Below are 19,958 nucleotides of genomic sequence, written 5' to 3'. Positions count from 1 at the left end.
GCGCGCCGCTCAGCGGGAGCCGACCATCCGCGCGTAGACGACGACGTTGCCGTCGTAGCCGTTCGCCCGGGTGTAGCCGCCGCCGCAGGTGATCACCCGCAGCTCCGGGTGGCCGGTGTCGCCGTAGACCTGCGGGCCGGGGAAGTCCTGCTTGGAGTAGACCTCGACGCCGTAGATCTCGAAGACCGCCACTCGTCCGTCGTACCGCTCGACCTCGACGTGCTGGCCCTTCTCCAGGGCGCCGAGACCGTAGAAGACCGCCGGGCCGCTGTTGTTGTCCACGTGCCCGACGATCACCGCCGTGCCGCGCTGGCCGGGCGCGATGCCGTTCTGGTACCAGCCCGCCAGGTTGCGGTCCTGCGGGGGAGGGGCCGCCACCCAGCCGTCCGGGTCGAGCCCCACGTCCATCACCGGGGCCGCCACGTCGATCGCCGGGATGCGGACCCGCGACGCGGGCGCGAAGGGCAGCGCCTGGAGGCCCGCGGACGCCTCCGCGGGCGGCGGGACCACCGGACGCGCCACCGGACGGGCCGCGGCGGCCGGCTGCGGGGGGCCTCCCGCGAGGTCCACGCCGTTGCGCATCATCGCGAGTCCGGACAGCATGGCGAGGGCCAGGACGCCCCAGGGTTGTCGTCTCCTGCGCTCAGGGACGCGGAAGTCCTTCGGGGGCATGGTTCTCCCTTCGTGGCGACGTGTGAACGGTAAGGGCGCCCGCGCACCCCTGCGCTCCGGGCGGCCCGAACGGGTAGCCCACCCCCGCCGTACGGGTGGCGACGCGCCGAGGGCGCCTCCGGCGGGAGGCCGCGGGGTGGGACGGCGGGAGCCGGCGGGAGCCGATGGGAGCCGACGGGATCCGATGCCCCGTCAGAAGCTCCGCGGACGCGGGCCTCCGGGAGCCGCTGGGCGGCCCGGGTGACAGGGCGCTGACCCATCCGAGTACTCGTCGGACAATCGTTTCGCGCGCCCCTGACCTGCGGTTGTGACCTCCGGCGCAACTCGATCGGCGGCACGGGCGCTCACCGGACCGGCCCAGCGCCGAGGTGCAGGGCGGTGCCCGAGTTGTGATGGTTCGTCATGGAAGGCGTACTCGTCGAATCTCCCGGAGCACCGCTTCGGGGCGTCTTCCTCTGGAGGTTCAACCATGCGTGCTGCACGCACTCTGGCGGTGACCGCCACCGCGTTCGCGGCGGTCGCCCTGGCCGCGCCACTCGCCGCCGCCACCAACGGTCCCAGCAACGTCCAAGTCAACCCCTTCGACGTCCACGCGGGGTCGACGATCACGGTCACGGTCAAGGGCTGCGGTCACGGCGGCACCGTCACGTCCAACGCCTTCCCGGAGACCCACCTCTCGGTCAACTCCAACGGCCTGTCCAGCGCCATCGCCCGGGTCTACAACAACGCCACGCCCGGCAACTACAACCTGGCCGTCAAGTGCAGCGACAACTCCAAGGTCGTCACGCACCCGTTCCGCGTGCTCGCGGGCCGCGGCGCCCTGGGTGGTCTCGGCGGTTCGCTGGCGCCCAGCTCCACCGAGATGGCCGTCGGCGGCAGCCTGGTCGCCGCCGCCGCGCTCGGCGGCGGCGTCTTCGTCCTCCGTCGCCGCCGCATGTCCGGCACGGGCGCCTGACCGGTCGAACCTCCCTGTCGGCCTGCTGTGCCCGCCGCCCCCGCGTTCCGCAAGGGACCCGGGGGCGGCGGGCTTCAGTGCCGGCGGTCGCTGTGCCGGCGCCGGATCACGTACGCCGTGCCGGCGCCCGCGACGAGCACCAGAGCCGTACCGGCCGCCACCAGCCCCGGCTCGACACCGCTCTGCGAGCCGCCGAGACCGCCCTGCACACCGCGCGGGGTGAGCAGCACCGTCGAGCGGGCGGTGGGCGACAGCGTGGCCAGACCGCTGATGGTCAGGTCCACGGTGTCCTGCACGCCGCCCGAGCAGTTGAACGCCACCGTGTACACGGCGCCGCGCTTGGCGTCCGCGTCCACGGTGGCGGTGACGGTCGAACCGGGTGCGATCTGGACGGTGTCGAAGATGCCCGCCGTCGCCGTCGCCGTGCTGGAGCAGCCGGGGGCGCTGAGCGTCACCCGGCCTCCGGGGGCGACGAGCGAGGGGGAGACGACGAAATCGCCCGGGGCCTTGGCACCCCGCACCCGCGGGTTCGGCGCGGGCGCACCGTCGGCCGCGTGGGCGACGGTGACGGGGGCGGCCAGGGCGAGGACGGCCGCCCCCAGCAGGGCGGTGGACGACGCACGTATCGCGCGCATGGTGATTCCTCCGGGTCCCGAGGGCCGGCCGCGGCGGAGTGGCCGCGAGGAGCCTGCGTGCACCTCGTTGCCCGAAACGCTAGGAGCGCACTATCACAGCCGCGATCCCAGACGTGCGAATGGGTCACCGATGTCCCCCGGGCGGCCCAGTCCGGCCCCCGCCGTCAGCCGGTGACCTGCGGGAACAGCGCGGTGAACGGCCCGGCCGTGGCGGCCAGACCGCGGCCGAACGGCGCGTCGAAGTCCCAGATGAGGAAGAGCAGGAAGGCGATCAGGGCGCTGTAGAGGCCCGCGAGCAGCACTTCGCGCCCGGTGCGCCGGATCTGGAGGGTGAAGATGAGCCCCACCGAGACCAGGGCGCCGATGATCAGGCCGAACCAGACGACGCCCGGCATGGTCTCCCCGGCGCTCTGGCCGCGGGCTCCGCGCGCGTCGTCGGCGACCATCACCTGGTCGACCAGCGGCTGGTACGCCTGGCCCTCGAAGTCGTTGGCGGGCTGGTAGTCGGTCACGCCGCGGCGCACCTTCTGGAGCAGGGCGTCGCCCTCCGCGCTGGTCTCGCCCTCCTCCGCCATGTGCGCGAACTCCTCGTTCACCACGTAGTCGACGTACGCGTCGACGTCGGCGCGGATCTGGGTGCGGACCAGCACCGGGTAGACCTCGACGCGTTCGGAGATCTCGTGCATGGCCTGCGCCTCCTGGCGCACCACCTCCTGGGCGGAGCCGCGCGCCTCCCACACGCCGGCGATGGCGAGGCCGAGGACGATCGCGTAGATCACGCCGATCATCATCGTCATGTACTCGATGACGTCGGGGGTCTCGCTGGGGTCGTCGTCCTCGGGGATCCGGCGGTGGTTGATGACGACGATGGTCAGGACGACGGCGCAGGCGGCGGCCATCGCCAGGGTCAGGACGAGCCATTCGGACATGGTTCTTCGGTCTTCCTCACGGGAGTTCGGGGTCGTTCGGGGGAGCTCGGCAGAGCTCGGGGGATTCGTGGGGCGCGGGGCCGGATCAGCGGGAGCGCGGGCGCAGGATCGCGGTGGCGATGACGGCGGGCGCGGTGATCAGGAGCATCGTGGTGACGGGTGACGAGGAGCGCTTCGGCTGGGGCCGGGAGGCCCGCTGGTAGTGGGGCAGCGCGACCGGGCTCGCGGGCGCCGGGCGCGGCGCGGCCGACGGGCTCGGCGGCGGGGCCGGCGGCGCGGGGGCCGGCGGTTCCTCGGGCGGCGCCGGGGTGGTGGGCGCGGGGGAGGGCGGTGCCGGGGCGGCCGGCCGCGGTGCCGGGGTGGTGGCGGGCGGCCGTACGGGGGAGGGCGCGGGCGGCAGCGCGGGCGCGGGCGCCGGAGCGGGTGCCGGTCCGGGAAGGAGGGGCGGGGGTTGCGGCAGGGGCCGCGCGGGCGGCTTCGGAGGCGCCGGCGGCTTCGGGGGCTCGGGCGGTTCCGGCCGGGGCGGCGGCGATGTTTTCGGCGGGGTCGGCTTCGGCGGCGGCGAGCAGGAGCCCGGGCCGACGACCGCCACCGAGGTGTGCGAGCCGTTCGGCCCGACCGTGGCGAAGGCGCAGGAGTCGGCGGCCGCCGGGACGGGCGCGGCGAGCAGCCACACCAGTCCGGCGGCCGCCAGCGACCGCGTGAGGGGTGATCCGTACAGAGACACGCCGACGAGCTTGAACACATGGACGCCGAACCGGGGCCCGAATGCGGCCTGATTCCCCGGATGGTGGGGATCTTCGGATGCGCGGTTTGACGTTTCGCCGCCGACGGACCGATTCCGGGCGGGGATCGGGCCGCTCTCAGAGGTGTGGACGGGGGGTGTGAAGGGGCATGGAATGGCCGACGGGTGTCATCACGCGGCCCGTTCGGAAGAACTGTCCGGTTGTCGCCCTGTCGCGGTGACGCCCGGAGGGTGTGTGCTCCGCGGGTGTACGGGTCCCGGGCCGCCGACCACCGAGGTACGGGCGGTGCGCGGGCCGCGCGAGGGGCCCGCGACAGAGGCCCGGAAAGCCGACGCACGATCATATGCACGTGAAAGTGCACGGCCTGAAGGCGTGAACTCTTCGTTCCGCACGCACGTGCCAAAGGCGTGTGACCAAGAACGGACCGCGAATTTCCGTTTCTACTCGCTCTCTCGGCGGGCGATCAGTAGCCTCACCTCGAACACGGCCGCGAACACGGGGCCGCATCCCCCATGGCGACTTGTTGGAGACATTGATGGAGCGTCCCGCCTGGGCTCCGCCGGGTATCGACATCTCGGTACCGAGCGTGTCCCGTATGTACGACTTCTATCTGGGCGGCTCGCACAATTTCGAAGTGGACCGGGAAGCGGCCCGCAAGGCCATGGAGTTCCTGCCGGGTCTCCCCAAGATCATGCAGGCGAACCGGGCGTTCATGCGCCGCGCCGTCCGCTTCGCCGTCGACAACGACGTCACCCAGTTCCTCGACATCGGCTCCGGCATACCGACCTTCGGCAACGTGCACGAGGTCGCCCAAGCCGCCGACCCGGCCGCCCGGATCGTCTACGTCGACCACGACCCCGTCGCCGTCGCCCACAGCCGGGCCGTCCTGGAGGACGTCGACCACGCCCTCGTCGTCCCCGCCGACCTCCGCAAGCCGGCCGACATCCTGCACAGCCCCGAGGTCACCGGACTGCTCGACCTCGACCGGCCCGTCGCCCTGCTCCTCGTCGCCGTCCTGCACTTCCTGGAGGACGCCGACCGCCCGCACGAGGCCGTCACCGAACTCCTCGACGCGCTCGCCCCCGGCAGCCTCCTGGTCCTCACCCACGCCTCCTACGAGGGCATCCCCGTGGACGAGGAGCGCGCCAGCGGCACCGTCGACGTCTACCGCAGCACCCGCAACCCGCTGGTGATGCGCTCCCGGGACGAGATCGCCCGCTTCTTCGACGGCACGGAGTTCGTCGAGCCCGGCCTCGTCTCCATGCCCCTGTGGCGGCCGGACACCCCGGCCGAGGAGGAGGATCCGTACGCCTTCTCCGGGTTCGCGGGCGTGGGGCGCAAGGCGTGAAGGTGCCGTCGCAGCCGTCCGGGCACACCGCGGAAGCCGACGGCCCGGAAGACAGACTCAGGCGGTTCGTCACCATCTGGAGCCGGGCCATCTTCCCGGTGACCGCCACCTCCCTCACCCGCGCCGAGTTCGAGGTCCACCTCCTCCCGCTCGCCCGCCTGCTGTGCGACGCGCTGCTCGCCCGGCCCTTCGACACCGCCCCCGCCCAGCGGGCGGGCACCGGCCTCGTCGACGCCCACTGCACCGACCCCGACGCGCTCGGCCGCAGCCTCGGCGTCGTCGACTCGTACCTCGTCCTCTACTGCGGTACGGACCCCGAGCTCGCCGCCGAGGAACTGCGGGCCCGCTGCGCCCGCCTCCAGCACGCCATGGCCACCGGCTACGCCACGGCCCTGCGCGAGCGGACCCGCGCCGAGCAGGAGGCCATCGCCCGCTCCGCGCTCTCCGCCCGCAGCGCCGCCGAGATCGCCCTGCACGCCACCGAGAGCCGCTTCCGGGCCGTCTTCGACGGAGCCGCCATCGGCATCGGCATCTCCGACCTCGACGGGCGCATCGTCGAGATCAACGACACCATGACCCGCATGTTCGGCGGCGTCGAGGCCCACGTCCGCAACCGCAACGTCAGCGAGTGGGTCCACCCCGAGGACGGGCCGCACGTCTGGCGGCTCTACGAGGAGCTGGTGCGCGGCGAGCGCGAGCAGTACCGGGTGGAGAAGCCGTACTACCGGGGCGACGGCACGGTCCTGTGGACCAACCTCACCGTCTCCCTCCTCCGCGACGCCGAGGGCCTCCCCCAGTACCAGCTGGCGCTCATGGAGGACATCACCGAACGGCGCCTGCTCCACCTGCGCCTGCGGTACGAGGCCACCCACGACGCCCTCACCGGGCTGCCCAACCGGACGCTGTTCTTCGAGCGCCTGGAGAAGGCCCTGGCCCCCGCCACGGCCGGCGAGGACGGCCGCTTCGGCCTCTGCTACCTGGACCTCGACGGCTTCAAGGCCATCAACGACAGCCTCGGCCACTCCGTCGGCGACCGGCTCCTCGTCGAGGTCGCCGACCGGCTCCAGGCGTGCGCCACCGGCCCCGGCGAGATGGTCGCCCGGCTCGGCGGCGACGAGTTCGTCGCCCTCACCACCAACCCGGGCACCGACGGCGAACGGGACGCGGCCGCGCTCGCCGACCGCATCCTCGCCGCCCTGGCCACCCCCGTCGGCGTCGACGGACGCGAACTGACCGTGCGCGGCAGCCTCGGCGTCGTCGAGGGACCCGCCGGCGAACGCACCGCCGCCGAGGTGCTGCGCAGCGCCGACATCACCATGTACCGGGCCAAGTCCGCCGGCGGCAACCGCTTCGAGCTCGCCGACCCCGAGGCCGACGCGCGCGCCATCACCCGGCACGGCCTCACCACCGCCCTGCCGACCGCCCTGGAACGCGGCGAGTTCTTCATCGAGTACCAGCCGCTCGTCCACCTCGACGACGGCAGCGTCCACGGCGCCGAGGCCCTCGTCCGCTGGAGCCACCCCCAGCACGGCGTCCTCGGCCCCGACCGCTTCATCCCCCTCGCCGAGGACACCGGACTCATCGTGCCGCTCGGCCGCTGGGTCCTCCAGGAGGCCGTACGCCAGGCCCGCTCCTGGCACCTCGACGACCCCGGGACCACGACCCCGCTCCGTATCAACGTCAACCTGTCGCCGACCCAGCTCCACCACCCCCGGCTGGTCGCCGACACCGTCGACGTCCTGGAACGCGCCGGCCTCGCGCCGGGCGCGCTCTGCCTGGAGGTCACCGAGTCCGCCCTGATCGGCGCGGACGAAGACCTCCTCAAGCCCCTGCGCCAACTCGCCGAGATGGGCGTCGACATCGCCCTCGACGACTTCGGCACCGGCTACTCCAACCTCGCCAACCTGCGCCGCCTCCCCGTGAGCGTCCTCAAGCTCGACCGCTCCTTCACCCGGGGCATGCAGCAGCACCCGGTGGACCCCGTCGACCTGAAGATCGTCGAAGGCATCGTCTCGCTGGCCCACAGCCTCGAACTCGCCGTCACCGTGGAGGGCGTGGAGACCGCAGCCCAGGCCGAACGCCTCCGCGAACTCGGCTGCGACACCGCCCAGGGCTGGTACTACGCCCGCCCCGGCGCCCCGGACCGCATCCACTCGCTGGTCCTCGCCGACGCGGTGTGAGCACACGGGTGTGGGCCCGGTCCTCAGGAGGACCGGGCCCACACCGGTGAAGCGAATGGGGGCGAGGAAAGCGAAGGGACTATGTCATCAGAAGTATGAGAAGGAAGCCCCTTCATGGCCTCGCCCCGGAACGACCGTAACACTCAGGCGGGGATCAGGTCGCGCAGATTTTCCGGCGTGACCACCCGGGAGTCCGGAGCCAACCCCTCGGGCCGGTCGAGACCCAGGTACGTCACCGGCTCCTCCGGCACCGCGCCGCCGGACCACTCCGTGACCTCGGCCCCCGACTCCCGCAGCAACTCGACGATGTGACGCACCGTCACGGGAGTGTGCTCGACCACCCCGCGCAGCAGGACCGCCAGCGACACCCGGTGGTCCTCGACGCGGTTGGCCGCCGGCGTGCCCCGCAGGCACAGGTGGAGCCAGTGCGCGTGCCACCGCCCCTCCTCGTCCCGCCGGAAGGCCACCGGCAGCGCCACCCGCCCCGGCCCGCGCAGCTCCGACTTCATCCGGACCGTGCGCGGCTCGAAGGGACGCCCGCCCTGCTCGCCCTCCCGGAGCATGTACCCGAAGAAGGACTCGGCGACCTGCTCGAAGTCCTCGCCCGCGTACACGTGCACGTGCGGCACCACGAACGTGCCGCGCACCGCGCCGAGCCGCAGCTCGATGAACTCCGAAGCGCCGTCAGGGGCTTCGGTCACATCCCCGGAGTGCCGGCCCTCCACCGTGGTCAGCTCGGTGTACGACAGCCAGGAGATCGTCGCGTACCGCTCGTCGAGGAGCAGCGCCGACAGGTCCAGGTCGGTCCTGTGCCGCGTCTCCTTCCAGTACATGAAGAACCGCAGCAGCTCGCCGTCGACCGCGGAGACCGAGCCGCGCGGCAGCACGCCGAACCCGCCCGACGAGGCCCGGCCGCTCAGCGGCAGCGCCACGTCCAGGATCCCCGGGTCGACCAGCACGCGGCCCGCCGCGGGAAGCCGCCGCCGGGTCTCCCCGTCGAGCAGCGCGAGGAGCCGCCGCTGGACGTCCCTCGGCAGGTCCTGGCGGGTGTCCGCCGTCACCCACGCGCTGCCGTTCCGGTTCACGAACAGGCGCCGGGGAGCGCCCGACCGGTCGTGCCGGTTCAGCAGGTGCTCCCACACCGACAGCACCACCCGGCCCGCCACCAGCGGCGCCGCGCGCTCCGCCGCCGTGAGCACCGCCTCCCGCCTGGCCTCGTCCGCCGCCGTCCGCAGCAGCCGGTCCAGGGCCCGGAAGAGCCGCCCGGGCGCCGCCGCCAGCAGCTCCACCGCCCCCGGCACGTCGTCACGGGCGAGCAGCGCCTCCACCCGGGAGTCCAGCGACGGCGCCCGCACCTCGCCCCGGGCCACCGCGAACACCTCCGCCGCGTGCGGCCACGCCGGGTACTCGTGCGGATGCAGCCGCTCCCCGAGCCGCTTCCACGCCTCCCGGTACTGCCCCACGTCGGCCAGCTTCTCCGGAGCCGCCGCCACGACCGCGTCCAGGCCCGCGAGGAGGGCTCGCCGCCGGGGGCGGGACAGAGCGCGGAAGCGGGTGCGCTCGCGGAGTGTCACGTCGCCGTCCGACAGGGCGCACGCCAAGCGCAGCACGTCCGTGACCGTGTCGAGCAGCGGCGCGGCACCGGTCCGCAGCCGGGCCGCGTTGACCACGGCGCGGTTCTCCCGGACCGGGATCTCGGTGGGCTGCGGACCGTCCGCGCAGTGCGCGGCGAGCACCGCCACATCGGCCAGGTGCTCGTCGCCCAGAGGGGTGACGGAACCGGCCAACGACACGTACAGCGTGCTGAGTTCCTCCCCGAAGGGGCCGCCGAGGTGCAGGACGGTCAGCCGGTCGCCGCTCGCGGGGGTCAACTCCGCGTGTGCGGCGAGCAGTTCTTCGTACGTGTGCTGGTATCGGCCGTACGTGGGCAGCGTCAGCAGGTTCAGGACCCCGGCGCTCAGCTGCGCCTCGACCTCCTCCCGGGCCTCGGGGTCGTCGAGCGCCTTCAGGACGCACGACAGCCAGAACTCGGCCGTGTCGGGGACGTTGGCCGGGAAGTCGAGGAAGTAGCTGTTGTGCTGTACGTGGTCCCCGACGCGCTCGCGGACCGCTTCCAGCGCCCACCGGGCCAGTTCGACGACGGTCTCGGCGGACCGGCCGGACAGCTCCCTCAGCAGCGGGGAGGAGAGGGCGAACCCCGCCGTCCTCAGCGCGGCGTCGAACTGGAGGGCGGCGGCGGAGCCGTCCCCGGCGGGACCGGAGGGGGCGGGGAGGCGGAGGGTGTGCCGGACGAGCAGACGTTCGAGAGCGTGGTCCATCCCCTGATGCTCGCAGCCCGCCCGACGGGTCCGCACGCGGATTTCGGGCGGGCGCCGGGCGCCGCTGCGGGGTGGGCTGCGGGTGGTCAGGCGGGGTGGCCGGTTCCCTGGGGCGGTACGGAGGCCGGCGCCTCCGGTCCCGCGAGCAGCTCCGGGAGCCCCGAGCGGGTCGCCGCCACGACCACGCGGTCGCCGGGGCGGAGCACGTAACCGGGGTGGAGGTCCCAGAGGAGCGCGGGCGGTTCGTCCCCCTCGTTGCCGCCCGTGTCCGTGCCCGTGTCCGTGCCGGTGTCGAGGGCCAGGACGCGCCAGGCGCCGGGGCGGAACGCCTCCGCGACCGTGCGGCCCTCCAGGTGGCGCAGGCCCGCGACCTCGATCGCGGCGAAGAGGAGGACGCGGCGCTCCACCGGTATGGCGCCCAGGATCTGACGGCCCATCATCGCCGCCGCGAAGGCCGGGGCCGAGAGGGTGGAGACGCTGCGGCTGCGGGTGAGGGCGTCCGGGTGGGCGGCGCGGAGGGTGCGGTAGACGGTGGTCGCGAAGTCGTCGTCGTACAGGCGGAGGGCGACCAGGAGGTCAGGCGCGAGGGTGCGGGCCGCGAGTACCGCCTCCAGGTTGGTGGTGTCGGAGCTGGTCAGGGCGAGGAGGGCGTGCGCGCGGTGGACCTTGGCCGCCTCCAGGACGCCCTCCTGGGTGACGTCGCCGAGGACGACGGGGACGCGCAGGCGGCGGGCGTGCGGGATGCCGCGTGCCTCCGGGTCCTCCTCCACGCACACCACCGGCACGCCGAGGTCGCGGAGGCGGACGAGGACGCGCGTGCCGATCCGGCCGAGGCCGAGCAGCACCACGTGGTCGTCGATGCCGCGCGGCGGGCGACGGAGCGCGGCGGCGCTGCGGTACGCGCCCAGCGCCTCCAGGGTGCCCGCGATGAGGAGGGGCAGCAGGGCGAGGCCCAGGAGTCCGGCGAGGAGCTGGAGCACCTGGCGTGCCGTCTCCTCGCCGACGGCGGGGTCGCCGATGGCGAAGAGGTCGAGGAGGGTCAAGTAGGCGGCGTGGAGGGGGTGTTCGTCGGTGGCGAGGATGGCGGCGGCGGTGAGGGCGGTGACGCCCGCGACGACGCCCGCGAGCGCCCAGCGCAGGCGGGGCGACAGGAGTTCGCGCGGCGAGGCGCCGCGGCTCTCGCGGCGGCGGGGGAGGGCCGGTTCGCGGCCGATTGCCTCCAGGACCACCGTGCCGCGCCCGGCCGCCGCCCGTACCTCGGCGTCGTCCGGCAGCAGCCGGGGCGCGAGGCCGCCGCTGCGGTCGGACCCGTCCGCGCCGGCCGGGTCGGCGCTGGTGGACGACAGCAGGGCGAGTGTCGCCAGGCCGGGCTCGGCGAGGGCGTCCGGATCCTCCGGCAGCCGCTCGGCGGCCCGCAGCAGCAGCCCGTCGGCCTGGACGACCTTCCGCGTCCCGGCGACGGCGGTGGCCGCGAGCGCGGGGGCGGCGGTGTCCGCGTCCGAGAGCACGATCGTGGCGGCGTCACGCGGCACGGTCCCGGTCCCGGTGTCGGTCCCGTTGCCTGTGCCGGCGCCGGTGAGTTGTTCGCCCGCGCGGTCCAGCAGGTCGGCCATCCGGTGGCCGAGGTTGCGGTTGTACATGCGCAGCACCAGCCGGACGTCCGGGGCGAGCCGGCGGGCCAGGAACGCGGCCCGCATGTTGACCTCGTCGTCCTCGTACAGCAGCGCGAGCGCCTCCGCGTCGCGTAACCCGGCCTGGAGCAGGGTCCGTTCGTCGGGCGCGGCGCCCTCCACGTACCGGACGCGGTCCTCGTGGCCGCCGGGTCCCGGCGTGACGAGGACGACGTCCCGGCGGTAGACCTCGGCCAGTTCCGTGGCGAGCCGGTGCGCGAGCGCGTCGTCCCCGAGGACGAGCATGGCCGGTCCGGCCGCGGTGTTCCGCGGTGCCTCCCCCATGGCGGTCTCCGCTCAGTGTTCGTGACGGACGGGTTCGGCGAGCGGCAGGCGTTCCTCGACGGGCCCGGGGCCGGGCTCCGGTTCGGGGCGGCGGCGCCGCGCGGTGATCCAGGTGGCGACGGGCTCCGTGTAGCGGGCGGTGAGCGGGCCGACGACGACCAGGATGAGGACGTACGCGGTGGCCAGCGGGCCCAGTGAGGGCTCGATGCCCGCCGAGACGGCGAGGCCCGCGATGACGATGGAGAACTCGCCGCGCGCCACCAGCGTACCGCCGGCCCGCCAGGAGCCCTTCGCGGAGATGCCGTTGCGGCGCGCCGCCCAGTACCCGGTGGCGATCTTCGTGCCGGCCGTGACGACGGCGAGCGCGAGCGCGGGCAGCAGCACCGGCGGGATGCTCGCCGGGTCGGTGTGCAGTCCGAAGAAGACGAAGAACACGGCGGCGAACAGGTCCCGCAGCGGGCTCAGCAGGTGGTGCGCGCCCTCCGCGACCTCGCCGGACAGCGCGATGCCGACGAGGAACGCGCCGACGGCGGCGGAGACCTGGAGCTGCTGCGCGATGCCCGCGACGAGCAGTGTGAGCCCGAGCACCACCAGGAGCAGCTTCTCCGGGTCGTCGCTGGACACGAAGCGCGAGATCACCCGCCCGTACCGCACGGCGACGAACAGCACGAGCCCGGCGACCCCGAGCGCGATGGCGAGCGTGGCACTGCCGGCCGCGAGCCCGGCCCCGGCGAGGAGCGCGGTGACGATCGGCAGGTACACCGCCATCGCGAGGTCTTCCAATACCAGGATGCTCAGCACCACCGGCGTCTCCCGGTTGCCGAGCCGCCCCAGGTCCCCGAGCACCTTGGCGATGACCCCGGACGACGAGATCCACGTGACCCCCGCCAGCACCACCGCCGCCACCGGCCCCCACCCGAGCAGCAACGCCATCGCCGCCCCGGGCAGCGCGTTCAGCGCCCCGTCGACGAGCCCCGCCGGGTACTGCGTCTTCAGATTGGTGACCAGATCGGTCGCCGTGTACTCCAGACCGAGCATCAGGAGCAGCAGGATGACCCCGATCTCGGCCCCGATGGCGACGAACTCCTCACTCGCCCCCAGCGGCAACAGCCCCCCTTCCCCGAACGCGAGACCGGCCAGGAGGTACAGCGGTATGGGCGAGAACTTCAACCGCCCGGCCATCCGGCCGAGCAGCCCGAGACCGAGGATGATCGCTCCGAACTCGATGAGAAATACGGCGGACGAATGCACCGATCACTCCCTTCCGAGGATAGTGGCGGCGGCGTCGACGCCTTCGTGGGTGCCGATGACGATGAGGGTGTCTCCGCCGGCCAGGCGGAAGGTGGGGCCGGGGGAGGGGACGGCGTCGGCGCGGCGGAGGACGGCGACGATGGAGACGCCGGTCTCGGTGCGCATGCGGGTCTCGCCGAGGGTGCGGCCGTTCCAGTGGGAGGCGGAGGAGAGTTCGATGCGTTCGGCGACCAGGCCGAGTTCGGTGGTGTGGAGGAGGTTGGGGCTGTGGTGGGCCGGCATCAGGGCGTCGATGAAGGCGGTGGACTCGCCGGCGGTGAGGTGCAGGGACTGAAGGCAGGCGTCGGGGTCGTCGGAGCGGTAGACGTTCACCGTGCGGGTGCCGTCGCGGTGGGCGATCACCGACAGGTGCCGGTGTTCCCGGGTGGTGAGGTCGTACTGGACGCCGATGCCTGGCAACGGCGTCGAGCTCATCCGTGAAGTGGGCACGGCCCGGACTCCTCGTGTCGTCAAGTGCGTGAGCGCGCGGCGAGGAGGCCGGTGCCCCTCCGCACGGGCGGACGGTCCGGGGCCGCGGCCGGAACATGGTGCCATCTCCGGGGGCCTTCGCACATGGGTGCCGGCACGGATGGACAGGACCCCGGCCGGCCCGGAGGATGGGACGGCGAATAGGCTTCCGCGCAGGTCAGGTGGGTGTGACCGCCGGTGGGCGGAGGCAGGGAGAGCGGGACGGTGTCACTGTACGGACGGATCTTCCTCCTCAACGCCGCCGTCCTGGTCCTCGCCGCCGGACTCCTCCTGGGACCCGTCACGGTCTCCACCCCGGTCCTCCTCGGCGAGGCGATCGTCGTCGTCTGCGGGCTCGTCCTGATGCTCGTCCTCAACGCCGTGCTGCTGCGCGTCGGCCTCGCCCCGCTCGGGCGGCTCGGGCGCGCCATGGCGACGGCCGACCTCCTCAAGCCGGGGACCAGGGCCGAGGTCACCGGCCGCGGCGAGATCGCCGACCTGACCGCCGCCTTCAACGCCATGCTGGACCGGCTGGAGGCCGAGCGGGCCACCAGCAGCGGCCGCGTCCTCACCGCGCAGGAGGCCGAGCGGCAGCGGATCGCCCGCGAGCTCCACGACGAGGTCGGCCAGACCCTCACCGCCGTCCTCCTCCAGCTCAAGCACACCGCCGACCACGCCCCCGTGGAGCTCAGGGAGGACCTGCGGCAGGCGCAGGAGACCACCCGGGCCGGTCTGGAGGAGATCCGCCGGATCGCCCGCCGCCTGCGCCCCGGGGTCCTGGAGGAGCTGGGCCTGCACAGCGCGCTCCGCTCCCTCGCCGGGGAGCTCTCCACCCCGGGCCTCCGGGTGACCACGCACCTCGCCCCGGGCGCGGAGCCGCTCGACCCCGCGACGGAACTCGTCGTCTACCGGGTCGCCCAGGAGAGCCTCACCAACGCGGCCCGGCACGCGGGCGCGGGCCACGTCGAGCTGCGTCTCGGCCCGGCGCCGGACGGCCGCACCCGCCTCCTCGTCCGCGACGACGGGCGGGGCACGGGCGGCGCCGCCGAGGGCGCGGGCATCGGCGGCATGCGCGAGCGCGCCCTGCTGGTCGGCGCCGAGCTGAACGTCGGTCCTGGGGAGGGCGGGGCCGGGGTCGGGGCCGGGGCCGGGGTCGGCGGCGGTGGCACGGTGGTACGCCTCGACCTGCCGGCCCGGCGGACCGCGACCCCGTCCTTCCTCACCCCGCCCGCAACCCCGCCCGCACCGACTTCTGGACACGAGCGATGACCTCCCCCGTACGCCCGCCCGCCCGGATCCTCCTCGTCGACGACCACGCGCTGGTACGGCGCGGGGTGCGGCTGATCCTCGACGCCGAGCCGGACCTGGAGGTCGTCGCGGAGGCGGGGGACGGGGCCGGGGCCGTCGCCGCGGCCCGGGGCGACGAGGCGCTCGACCTGGCCGTCCTGGACATCGCGATGCCCCGGATGACCGGGCTCCAGGCGGCGCGCGAGCTCGCCCGGCTCCGGCCCGGGCTGCGGATCCTGATGCTGACCATGTACGACAACGAGGAGTACTTCTTCGAGGCGCTGCGGGCCGGCGCCAACGGGTACGTGCCGAAGTCCGTCGCCGACCGGGACCTGGTGGAGGCGTGCCGCTCGGCGCTGCGCGACGAACCGTTCATCTACCCGGGCGCGGAGACCGCCCTGATCCGCAGCTACCTGGACCGGGCGCGGTCGGGCGCGGGGCTGCCGGAGCGGCCGGTCACCGAGCGGGAGGAGGAGATACTGAAGCTGGTCGCGGAGGGGCACACCTCCAAGGAGATCGGCGACCTGCTCTTCATCAGCCCGAAGACGGTGGAGCGGCACCGCGCCAACATCCTCCAGAAGCTCGGGCTGCGCGACCGGCTGGAGCTGACCCGGTACGCGATCCGGGTGGGGCTCATCGAGCCCTGAGCCGCCGGTAGGCCAGGTTCCGGTCAGGCCAGGTCCCGGTCAGGCCAGGTCCGGCCCGGTCTTCCCGCGCCGTGACGCCATCAGCAGCTTCTGGAGCTCGCGCGCGGCCCTCGGCGGCGCGACGTCGCTGCGGTGGGCCAGGGCGATCGTGCGGCGCAGGCCGGGGCGGGCGAGGGCGGTGACGCGCAGGTCGCGGCCGGCGCGGGAGGCGACCATGGCGGGGACGACGGCGAGTCCGAGCCCGGCCCGTACGAATCCGAGGACCGCGTCCAGCTCGCCGCCCTCCACCGTGAACGTGGGCTCGAAGCCGGCCGCGCGGCAGGCGCCCACGGTCAGTTCCCGCAGGTCGTAGCCGTGCCGGAACATCACCAGCGGCTGCTCGCGCAGATCGGTGATCCGCACCGGGCGGCGCGGCGGCGGGGCGGAGGCGGCCGAGACGACGACCAGGTCCTCGCGCAGCAGCTCCACCGTGGTCAGCGCCGGGGAGGGGGTGGGCAGCGGCAGCACCACGAGCGCCAGGTCCAGGGAGCCGCGGGCCAGCTCCCGCACCAGGTCGTGCGAGCCGCCCTCCTCGATGAGCAGCTCGATCCCGGGGTGCAGGTCGTGGAAGGTGCGCAGCACGTCGGGGAGGAGGCCGGTGCAGAGGCTGGGGGTCGCGCCGAGCCGCACCCGGCCGCGCTTGAGCTGGGCCAGCTCCTGGACCTCGCGGCGGGCGGTCTCGGTGTCGGCGAGGATGCGGCGGGCCAGCGGGAGGAGGGACTCGCCGGCGTCGGTGAGCGCGATGTTGCCCCGGGCCCGGCTGAACAGTTCCGCGCCCAGCTCCTGCTCCAGCGCCTTGATCTGCTGGGAGAGCGAGGGCTGCGAGACGTGGACGCGTTCGGCGGCCCGGGTGAAGTGGCGGGTCTCGGCGACGGCCACGAAGTAGAGGAGCTGCTGGAACTGCATGGATCCCAGCCTAAGGCAAAGGCATAGCTATAGCCTATGGAGATCAGCTGGACCATGTCTTGGACCTCTCGGGTCCTTCGGCCCTAGCGTCGTGTGCATGGCTCTGGCACCCAGCAAGGACACGGCGGCGCCCGCCCGCCCGCCGTCCCGCACCCCGTCCCGCGGCTTCTGGTCGTCGACCATCGGCAAGAAGACCGTGATGGCCGTGAGCGGCCTGATCATGCTCGCGTACCTCGTCGCGCACGTGGCCGGCAACCTCAAGGTCTTCTTCGGCCCGGAGGAGTTCAACGGCTACGCCCACTGGCTGCGCGTCATGGGCGCCCCGATCCTGCACCACGAGTGGGGGCTGTGGCTGGCCCGGATCGTGCTCCTCGCCGCCGTCGGCGCGCACGCCGTCTCCGCGTACCAGCTCAGCCGGCGCGACATCAAGGCCCGCCCCACCCCCTACGCCCACAAGCGCAAGGGTTCCTCCTACGCCACCCGCACCATGCGCTGGGGCGGGATCATCCTCGGCCTCTTCATCGTGTGGCACGTCCTCGACCTCACCACCGGGACCGTCCACCCCGGCGGCTTCGAGGAGGGCAAGCCCTACCAGAACGTCATCGACACCTTCTCGACCTGGTACGGCAACGTCATCTACATCGTCGCCATGCTCGCCGTCGGACTCCACGTCCGGCACGGCTTCTGGAGCGCCGCCCAGACCCTCGGCGTCGGCAGCGCCCGGCGCGAACGCGCCCTGCGCCTCGCCGCGAACGCCCTCGCGCTCGCCCTGACCGCGGGCTTCATCGCCGTCCCCGTCGGCGTCATGACCGGAGTGGTGAACTGACCATGAGCTACCTCGACTTCCGCACCGGCGAGCCGATCGCCGACACCAAGGCCCCGGCCGGCCCGATCGCCGAGCGGTGGGACACCCGCCGCTTCGAGGCGAAGCTGGTCAACCCCGCCAACCGGCGCAAGCACCGGATCATCGTGGTCGGCACCGGCCTCGCCGGCGGCTCCGCGGGCGCCACCCTCGCCGAACAGGGCTACCACGTCGTCCAGTTCTGCTTCCAGGACTCGCCGCGCCGCGCCCACTCGATCGCCGCCCAGGGCGGCATCAACGCCGCCAAGAACTACCGCAACGACGGCGACTCCATCCACCGCCTCTTCTACGACACCGTCAAGGGCGGCGACTTCCGCGCCCGCGAGTCCAACGTCCACCGGCTCGCGCAGATCTCCGTCGAGATCATCGACCAGTGCGTCGCCCAGGGCGTCCCCTTCGCCCGCGAGTACGGCGGACTCCTCGACACCCGCTCCTTCGGCGGCGTCCAGGTCTCCCGCACTTTCTACGCCCGCGGCCAGACCGGCCAGCAGCTCCTCCTCGGCGCCTACCAGGCGCTGTCCCGGCAGATCGCCGCCGGGAACGTCGAGTTGCACGCCCGTACGGAGATGCTCGACCTGATCGTCGTCGACGGGCGCGCCCGGGGGATCGTCGCCCGCGACCTGATCACCGGCGAGATCTCCACCCACTACGCGGACGCCGTCGTCCTCGCCAGCGGCGGCTACGGCAACGTCTTCTACCTCTCCACCAACGCGATGAACTCCAACGCCACCGCCGTCTGGCGGGCCCACCGGCGCGGCGCGTACTTCGCCAACCCCTGCTTCACCCAGATCCACCCCACCTGCATCCCGCGCACCGGCGACCACCAGTCCAAGCTGACCCTGATGAGCGAGTCGCTCCGCAACGACGGACGCATCTGGGTCCCCAAGGCCAAGGGCGACACCCGCCCCGCCGCGGAGATCCCCGAGGACGAGCGCGACTACTACCTGGAGCGGATCTACCCCTCCTTCGGCAACCTCGTCCCCCGAGACATCGCCTCCCGCGCCGCGAAGAACGTCTGCGACGAGGGCAGGGGCGTCGGACCCGGCGGCCAGGGCGTCTACCTGGACTTCGCCGATGCCATCGCCCGGATGGGCCGCGCCGCCGTCGAGGCCAAGTACGGCAACCTCTTCGACATGTACGCGCGGATCACCGCGGAGAACCCGTACGAGGTCCCCATGCGGATCTACCCCGCCGTGCACTACACGATGGGCGGACTCTGGGTCGACTACGACCTCCAGACCACCGTCCCCGGCCTCTTCGCCATCGGCGAGGCCAACTTCTCCGACCACGGCGCCAACCGGCTCGGCGCCTCCGCCCTCATGCAGGGCCTCGCCGACGGCTACTTCGTCCTGCCCGCCACCATCAACGACTACCTCGCCCGCCACCCGAAGTCCGAACCCGTCACCGACGCCCACCCGGCCGTCCGCGAGGCGCTGGCCGAGACCGAGGACCGGCTGAACCTCCTCCTCGCCGTCGACGGCGACCGCACCCCCGACTCCTTCCACCGCGAACTCGGCGAGGTCATGTGGGAGTTCTGCGGCATGGCCCGCACCACCGAGGGACTGCGCACCGCGCTCCGCCGCATCCCCGAGATCCGCGAGGAGTTCTGGCGCCGCATCAAGGTCCCCGGCAGCGGCGAGGAGTTCAACCAGTCGCTGGAGAAGGCCAACCGGATCGTCGACTACCTCGAACTCGCCGAGCTGATGTGCCTCGACGCCCTGAACCGCGAGGAGTCCTGCGGCGGCCACTTCCGCGAGGAGTCCCAGACCCCGGACGGCGAGGCCGCCCGCCACGACGAGGAGTTCTCGTACGCGGCCGCCTGGGAGTTCACCCCGGACGCCCCCGTCCTCCACAAGGAGGAGCTGTCCTTCGAGTACGTCCACCCCACCCAGCGGAGCTACGCATGAAGCTCAACCTGCGCGTCTGGCGCCAGAAGAACACCGTCGCCGAAGGCGCCATGGTCACCTACGAGGTGGACGGCGTCTCCCCGGACATGTCCTTCCTGGAGATGCTCGACACCCTCAACGAGGACCTCATCCTGCGCGGCGAGGACCCCGTCGCCTTCGACCACGACTGCCGCGAGGGCATCTGCGGCGCGTGCAGCCTCGTCATCGACGGCGACGCCCACGGCCCCGAGCGGACCACCACCTGCCAGCTCCACATGCGCTCCTTCCACGACGGCGACACCATCGACGTCGAGCCGTGGCGCGCCTCCGCCTTCCCGGTCGTCAAGGACCTCGTCGTCGACCGCACCGCCTTCGACCGGATCATCCAGGCCGGCGGCTACGTCACCGCCCCCACCGGCGCCGCGCCCGAGGCCCACGCGACCGCCGTGCCGAAGGCGGCGGCGGACTCCGCCTTCGAGCACGCCGAGTGCATCGGCTGCGGCGCCTGCGTCGCCGCCTGCCCCAACGGCTCGGCGATGCTCTTCACCTCCGCCAAGATCAACCACCTGAACGTGCTGCCCCAGGGCGCGCCCGAGCGCGAGACCCGGGTCCTCGACATGGTCGCCCAGATGGACGCCGAGGGCTTCGGCGGCTGCACCCTCACCGGCGAGTGCGCCACCGCCTGCCCGAAGGGCATCCCGCTGCCGTCGATCACCGCCATGAACAAGGAGTGGCTGCGGGCCCGGCGCAAGGTGAAGTGAGAAATTCTCCGTACGCCGGGAACAAAGCGCCGGCCCGGGGCGTTCTCCCCGGGCCGACGCCAACCCGACCGAGG

17 protein-coding genes are annotated in these 19,958 nt (G+C 73.3%); 8 read left to right on the top strand and 9 right to left on the bottom strand.

All coding sequences use genetic code 11. The features are described 5' to 3' along the window. Positions 1-9: 9 nt before the first annotated feature. Positions 10-672 (bottom strand): class F sortase, encoded by a 663-nt coding sequence (locus tag ACFXMG_RS33340; RefSeq protein WP_383818428.1) that lies wholly within the window; start codon positions 670-672, stop codon positions 10-12. A 469-nt stretch (positions 673-1,141) separates the two neighbouring features. Here ACFXMG_RS33340 and ACFXMG_RS33335 point away from each other — a divergent pair, with 469 nt between their 5' ends. Beyond that, positions 1,142-1,627: a hypothetical protein gene (locus ACFXMG_RS33335; protein ID WP_383818427.1), complete on the top strand. Its 486-nt coding sequence runs from the start codon at positions 1,142-1,144 to the stop codon at positions 1,625-1,627. Between the two features lie 74 nt (positions 1,628-1,701). On the opposite strand, the gene ACFXMG_RS33330 is transcribed toward ACFXMG_RS33335, so the two are convergent. The 3 genes from ACFXMG_RS33330 to ACFXMG_RS33320 all read right to left on the bottom strand — a co-directional run bounded on the left by ACFXMG_RS33330 (position 1,702) and on the right by ACFXMG_RS33320 (position 3,918). Beyond that, positions 1,702-2,262, bottom strand: a complete 561-nt coding sequence (locus ACFXMG_RS33330; protein WP_383818426.1) for a hypothetical protein — start codon at positions 2,260-2,262, stop codon at positions 1,702-1,704. 164 nt (positions 2,263-2,426) lie between these two features. Further along, entirely contained in the window at positions 2,427-3,191 is a 765-nt protein-coding gene (locus tag ACFXMG_RS33325) for a hypothetical protein (RefSeq protein WP_383818424.1), read from the bottom strand. Positions 3,192-3,276: 85 nt separating this feature from the next. Next, on the bottom strand, positions 3,277-3,918 hold the full coding sequence (locus tag ACFXMG_RS33320) for a hypothetical protein (protein ID WP_384903034.1): 642 nt from the start codon (positions 3,916-3,918) through the stop codon (positions 3,277-3,279). 554 nt (positions 3,919-4,472) lie between these two features. On the opposite strand from ACFXMG_RS33320, the gene ACFXMG_RS33315 reads away from it, so the two are divergent. Together ACFXMG_RS33315 and ACFXMG_RS33310 are read left to right on the top strand one after the other, a co-directional pair. Next, on the top strand, positions 4,473-5,285 hold the full coding sequence (locus ACFXMG_RS33315; RefSeq protein WP_383818421.1) for an SAM-dependent methyltransferase: 813 nt from the start codon (positions 4,473-4,475) through the stop codon (positions 5,283-5,285). Then, positions 5,282-7,465, top strand: a complete 2,184-nt coding sequence (locus ACFXMG_RS33310; protein ID WP_383818420.1) for a putative bifunctional diguanylate cyclase/phosphodiesterase — start codon at positions 5,282-5,284, stop codon at positions 7,463-7,465. The genes ACFXMG_RS33315 and ACFXMG_RS33310 overlap by 4 nt, the downstream gene beginning before the upstream one ends. 143 nt (positions 7,466-7,608) lie before the next feature. Here the strand turns inward: ACFXMG_RS33310 and ACFXMG_RS33305 are convergent, their stop codons facing one another. The 4 genes from ACFXMG_RS33305 to ACFXMG_RS33290 form a co-directional block, all read right to left on the bottom strand. Further along, the gene (locus ACFXMG_RS33305; RefSeq protein WP_383818418.1) at positions 7,609-9,783 is read right to left on the bottom strand and encodes a hypothetical protein; all 2,175 of its coding nucleotides are present in this window, start codon (positions 9,781-9,783) and stop codon (positions 7,609-7,611) included. 86 nt (positions 9,784-9,869) lie between these two features. Next, the gene (locus ACFXMG_RS33300; protein WP_383818486.1) at positions 9,870-11,699 is read right to left on the bottom strand and encodes an NAD-binding protein; all 1,830 of its coding nucleotides are present in this window, start codon (positions 11,697-11,699) and stop codon (positions 9,870-9,872) included. Between the two features lie 51 nt (positions 11,700-11,750). Next, positions 11,751-12,989, bottom strand: a complete 1,239-nt coding sequence (locus ACFXMG_RS33295; protein WP_383818416.1) for a cation:proton antiporter — start codon at positions 12,987-12,989, stop codon at positions 11,751-11,753. Between the two features lie 3 nt (positions 12,990-12,992). Continuing rightward, positions 12,993-13,463, bottom strand: a complete 471-nt coding sequence (locus ACFXMG_RS33290; RefSeq protein ID WP_383818484.1) for a cation:proton antiporter regulatory subunit — start codon at positions 13,461-13,463, stop codon at positions 12,993-12,995. Positions 13,464-13,721: 258 nt separating this feature from the next. Here ACFXMG_RS33290 and ACFXMG_RS33285 point away from each other — a divergent pair, with 258 nt between their 5' ends. Then, on the top strand, positions 13,722-14,765 hold the full coding sequence (locus ACFXMG_RS33285) for a HAMP domain-containing sensor histidine kinase (RefSeq protein WP_383818414.1): 1,044 nt from the start codon (positions 13,722-13,724) through the stop codon (positions 14,763-14,765). Beyond that, positions 14,762-15,430 (top strand): response regulator, encoded by a 669-nt coding sequence (locus ACFXMG_RS33280; protein ID WP_383818412.1) that lies wholly within the window; start codon positions 14,762-14,764, stop codon positions 15,428-15,430. The genes ACFXMG_RS33285 and ACFXMG_RS33280 overlap by 4 nt, the downstream gene beginning before the upstream one ends. Before the next feature lie 39 nt (positions 15,431-15,469). Here the strand turns inward: ACFXMG_RS33280 and ACFXMG_RS33275 are convergent, their stop codons facing one another. Next, positions 15,470-16,375 (bottom strand): LysR family transcriptional regulator, encoded by a 906-nt coding sequence (locus ACFXMG_RS33275; RefSeq protein ID WP_383818411.1) that lies wholly within the window; start codon positions 16,373-16,375, stop codon positions 15,470-15,472. Between the two features lie 199 nt (positions 16,376-16,574). Between ACFXMG_RS33275 and ACFXMG_RS33270 the strand changes: the two genes are divergently transcribed. From ACFXMG_RS33270 to ACFXMG_RS33260, 3 genes are read left to right on the top strand one after another with little or no spacing between them, the layout of a single operon-like run. Further along, complete coding sequence (locus tag ACFXMG_RS33270) at positions 16,575-17,201, top strand: succinate dehydrogenase (RefSeq protein ID WP_383818483.1); 627 nt, start codon at positions 16,575-16,577, stop codon at positions 17,199-17,201. 2 nt (positions 17,202-17,203) lie between these two features. Continuing rightward, a complete protein-coding gene (locus ACFXMG_RS33265) occupies positions 17,204-19,144 on the top strand; it encodes a fumarate reductase/succinate dehydrogenase flavoprotein subunit (protein ID WP_383818409.1) in 1,941 nt (646 codons plus the stop codon). Then, positions 19,141-19,884 carry a succinate dehydrogenase/fumarate reductase iron-sulfur subunit gene (locus tag ACFXMG_RS33260; protein WP_383818408.1) on the top strand — a complete coding sequence of 248 codons (744 nt, stop codon included), beginning with the start codon at positions 19,141-19,143 and terminating at the stop codon, positions 19,882-19,884. The genes ACFXMG_RS33265 and ACFXMG_RS33260 overlap by 4 nt, the downstream gene beginning before the upstream one ends. The last annotated feature ends 74 nt before the right edge of the window (positions 19,885-19,958 follow it).

Source organism: Streptomyces sp. NPDC059201, assembly GCF_042754585.1.
GTDB lineage: Bacteria > Actinomycetota > Actinomycetes > Streptomycetales > Streptomycetaceae > Streptomyces.
This window is presented reverse-complemented; position numbering and strand designations above follow the sequence as displayed.

Coding starts and splice junctions, on each gene's coding strand:
- ACFXMG_RS33340 (WP_383818428.1), bottom strand. CDS start 672: ATGCCCCCGAAGGACTTCCGCGTCCCTGAGCGCAGGAGACGACAACCC.
- ACFXMG_RS33335 (WP_383818427.1), top strand. CDS start 1,142: ATGCGTGCTGCACGCACTCTGGCGGTGACCGCCACCGCGTTCGCGGCG.
- ACFXMG_RS33330 (WP_383818426.1), bottom strand. CDS start 2,262: ATGCGCGCGATACGTGCGTCGTCCACCGCCCTGCTGGGGGCGGCCGTC.
- ACFXMG_RS33325 (WP_383818424.1), bottom strand. CDS start 3,191: ATGTCCGAATGGCTCGTCCTGACCCTGGCGATGGCCGCCGCCTGCGCC.
- ACFXMG_RS33315 (WP_383818421.1), top strand. CDS start 4,473: ATGGAGCGTCCCGCCTGGGCTCCGCCGGGTATCGACATCTCGGTACCG.
- ACFXMG_RS33305 (WP_383818418.1), bottom strand. CDS start 9,783: ATGGACCACGCTCTCGAACGTCTGCTCGTCCGGCACACCCTCCGCCTC.
- ACFXMG_RS33300 (WP_383818486.1), bottom strand. CDS start 11,699: ATGCTCGTCCTCGGGGACGACGCGCTCGCGCACCGGCTCGCCACGGAA.
- ACFXMG_RS33290 (WP_383818484.1), bottom strand. CDS start 13,463: ATGAGCTCGACGCCGTTGCCAGGCATCGGCGTCCAGTACGACCTCACC.
- ACFXMG_RS33280 (WP_383818412.1), top strand. CDS start 14,762: ATGACCTCCCCCGTACGCCCGCCCGCCCGGATCCTCCTCGTCGACGAC.
- ACFXMG_RS33275 (WP_383818411.1), bottom strand. CDS start 16,375: ATGCAGTTCCAGCAGCTCCTCTACTTCGTGGCCGTCGCCGAGACCCGC.
- ACFXMG_RS33270 (WP_383818483.1), top strand. CDS start 16,575: ATGGCCGTGAGCGGCCTGATCATGCTCGCGTACCTCGTCGCGCACGTG.
- ACFXMG_RS33265 (WP_383818409.1), top strand. CDS start 17,204: ATGAGCTACCTCGACTTCCGCACCGGCGAGCCGATCGCCGACACCAAG.
- ACFXMG_RS33260 (WP_383818408.1), top strand. CDS start 19,141: ATGAAGCTCAACCTGCGCGTCTGGCGCCAGAAGAACACCGTCGCCGAA.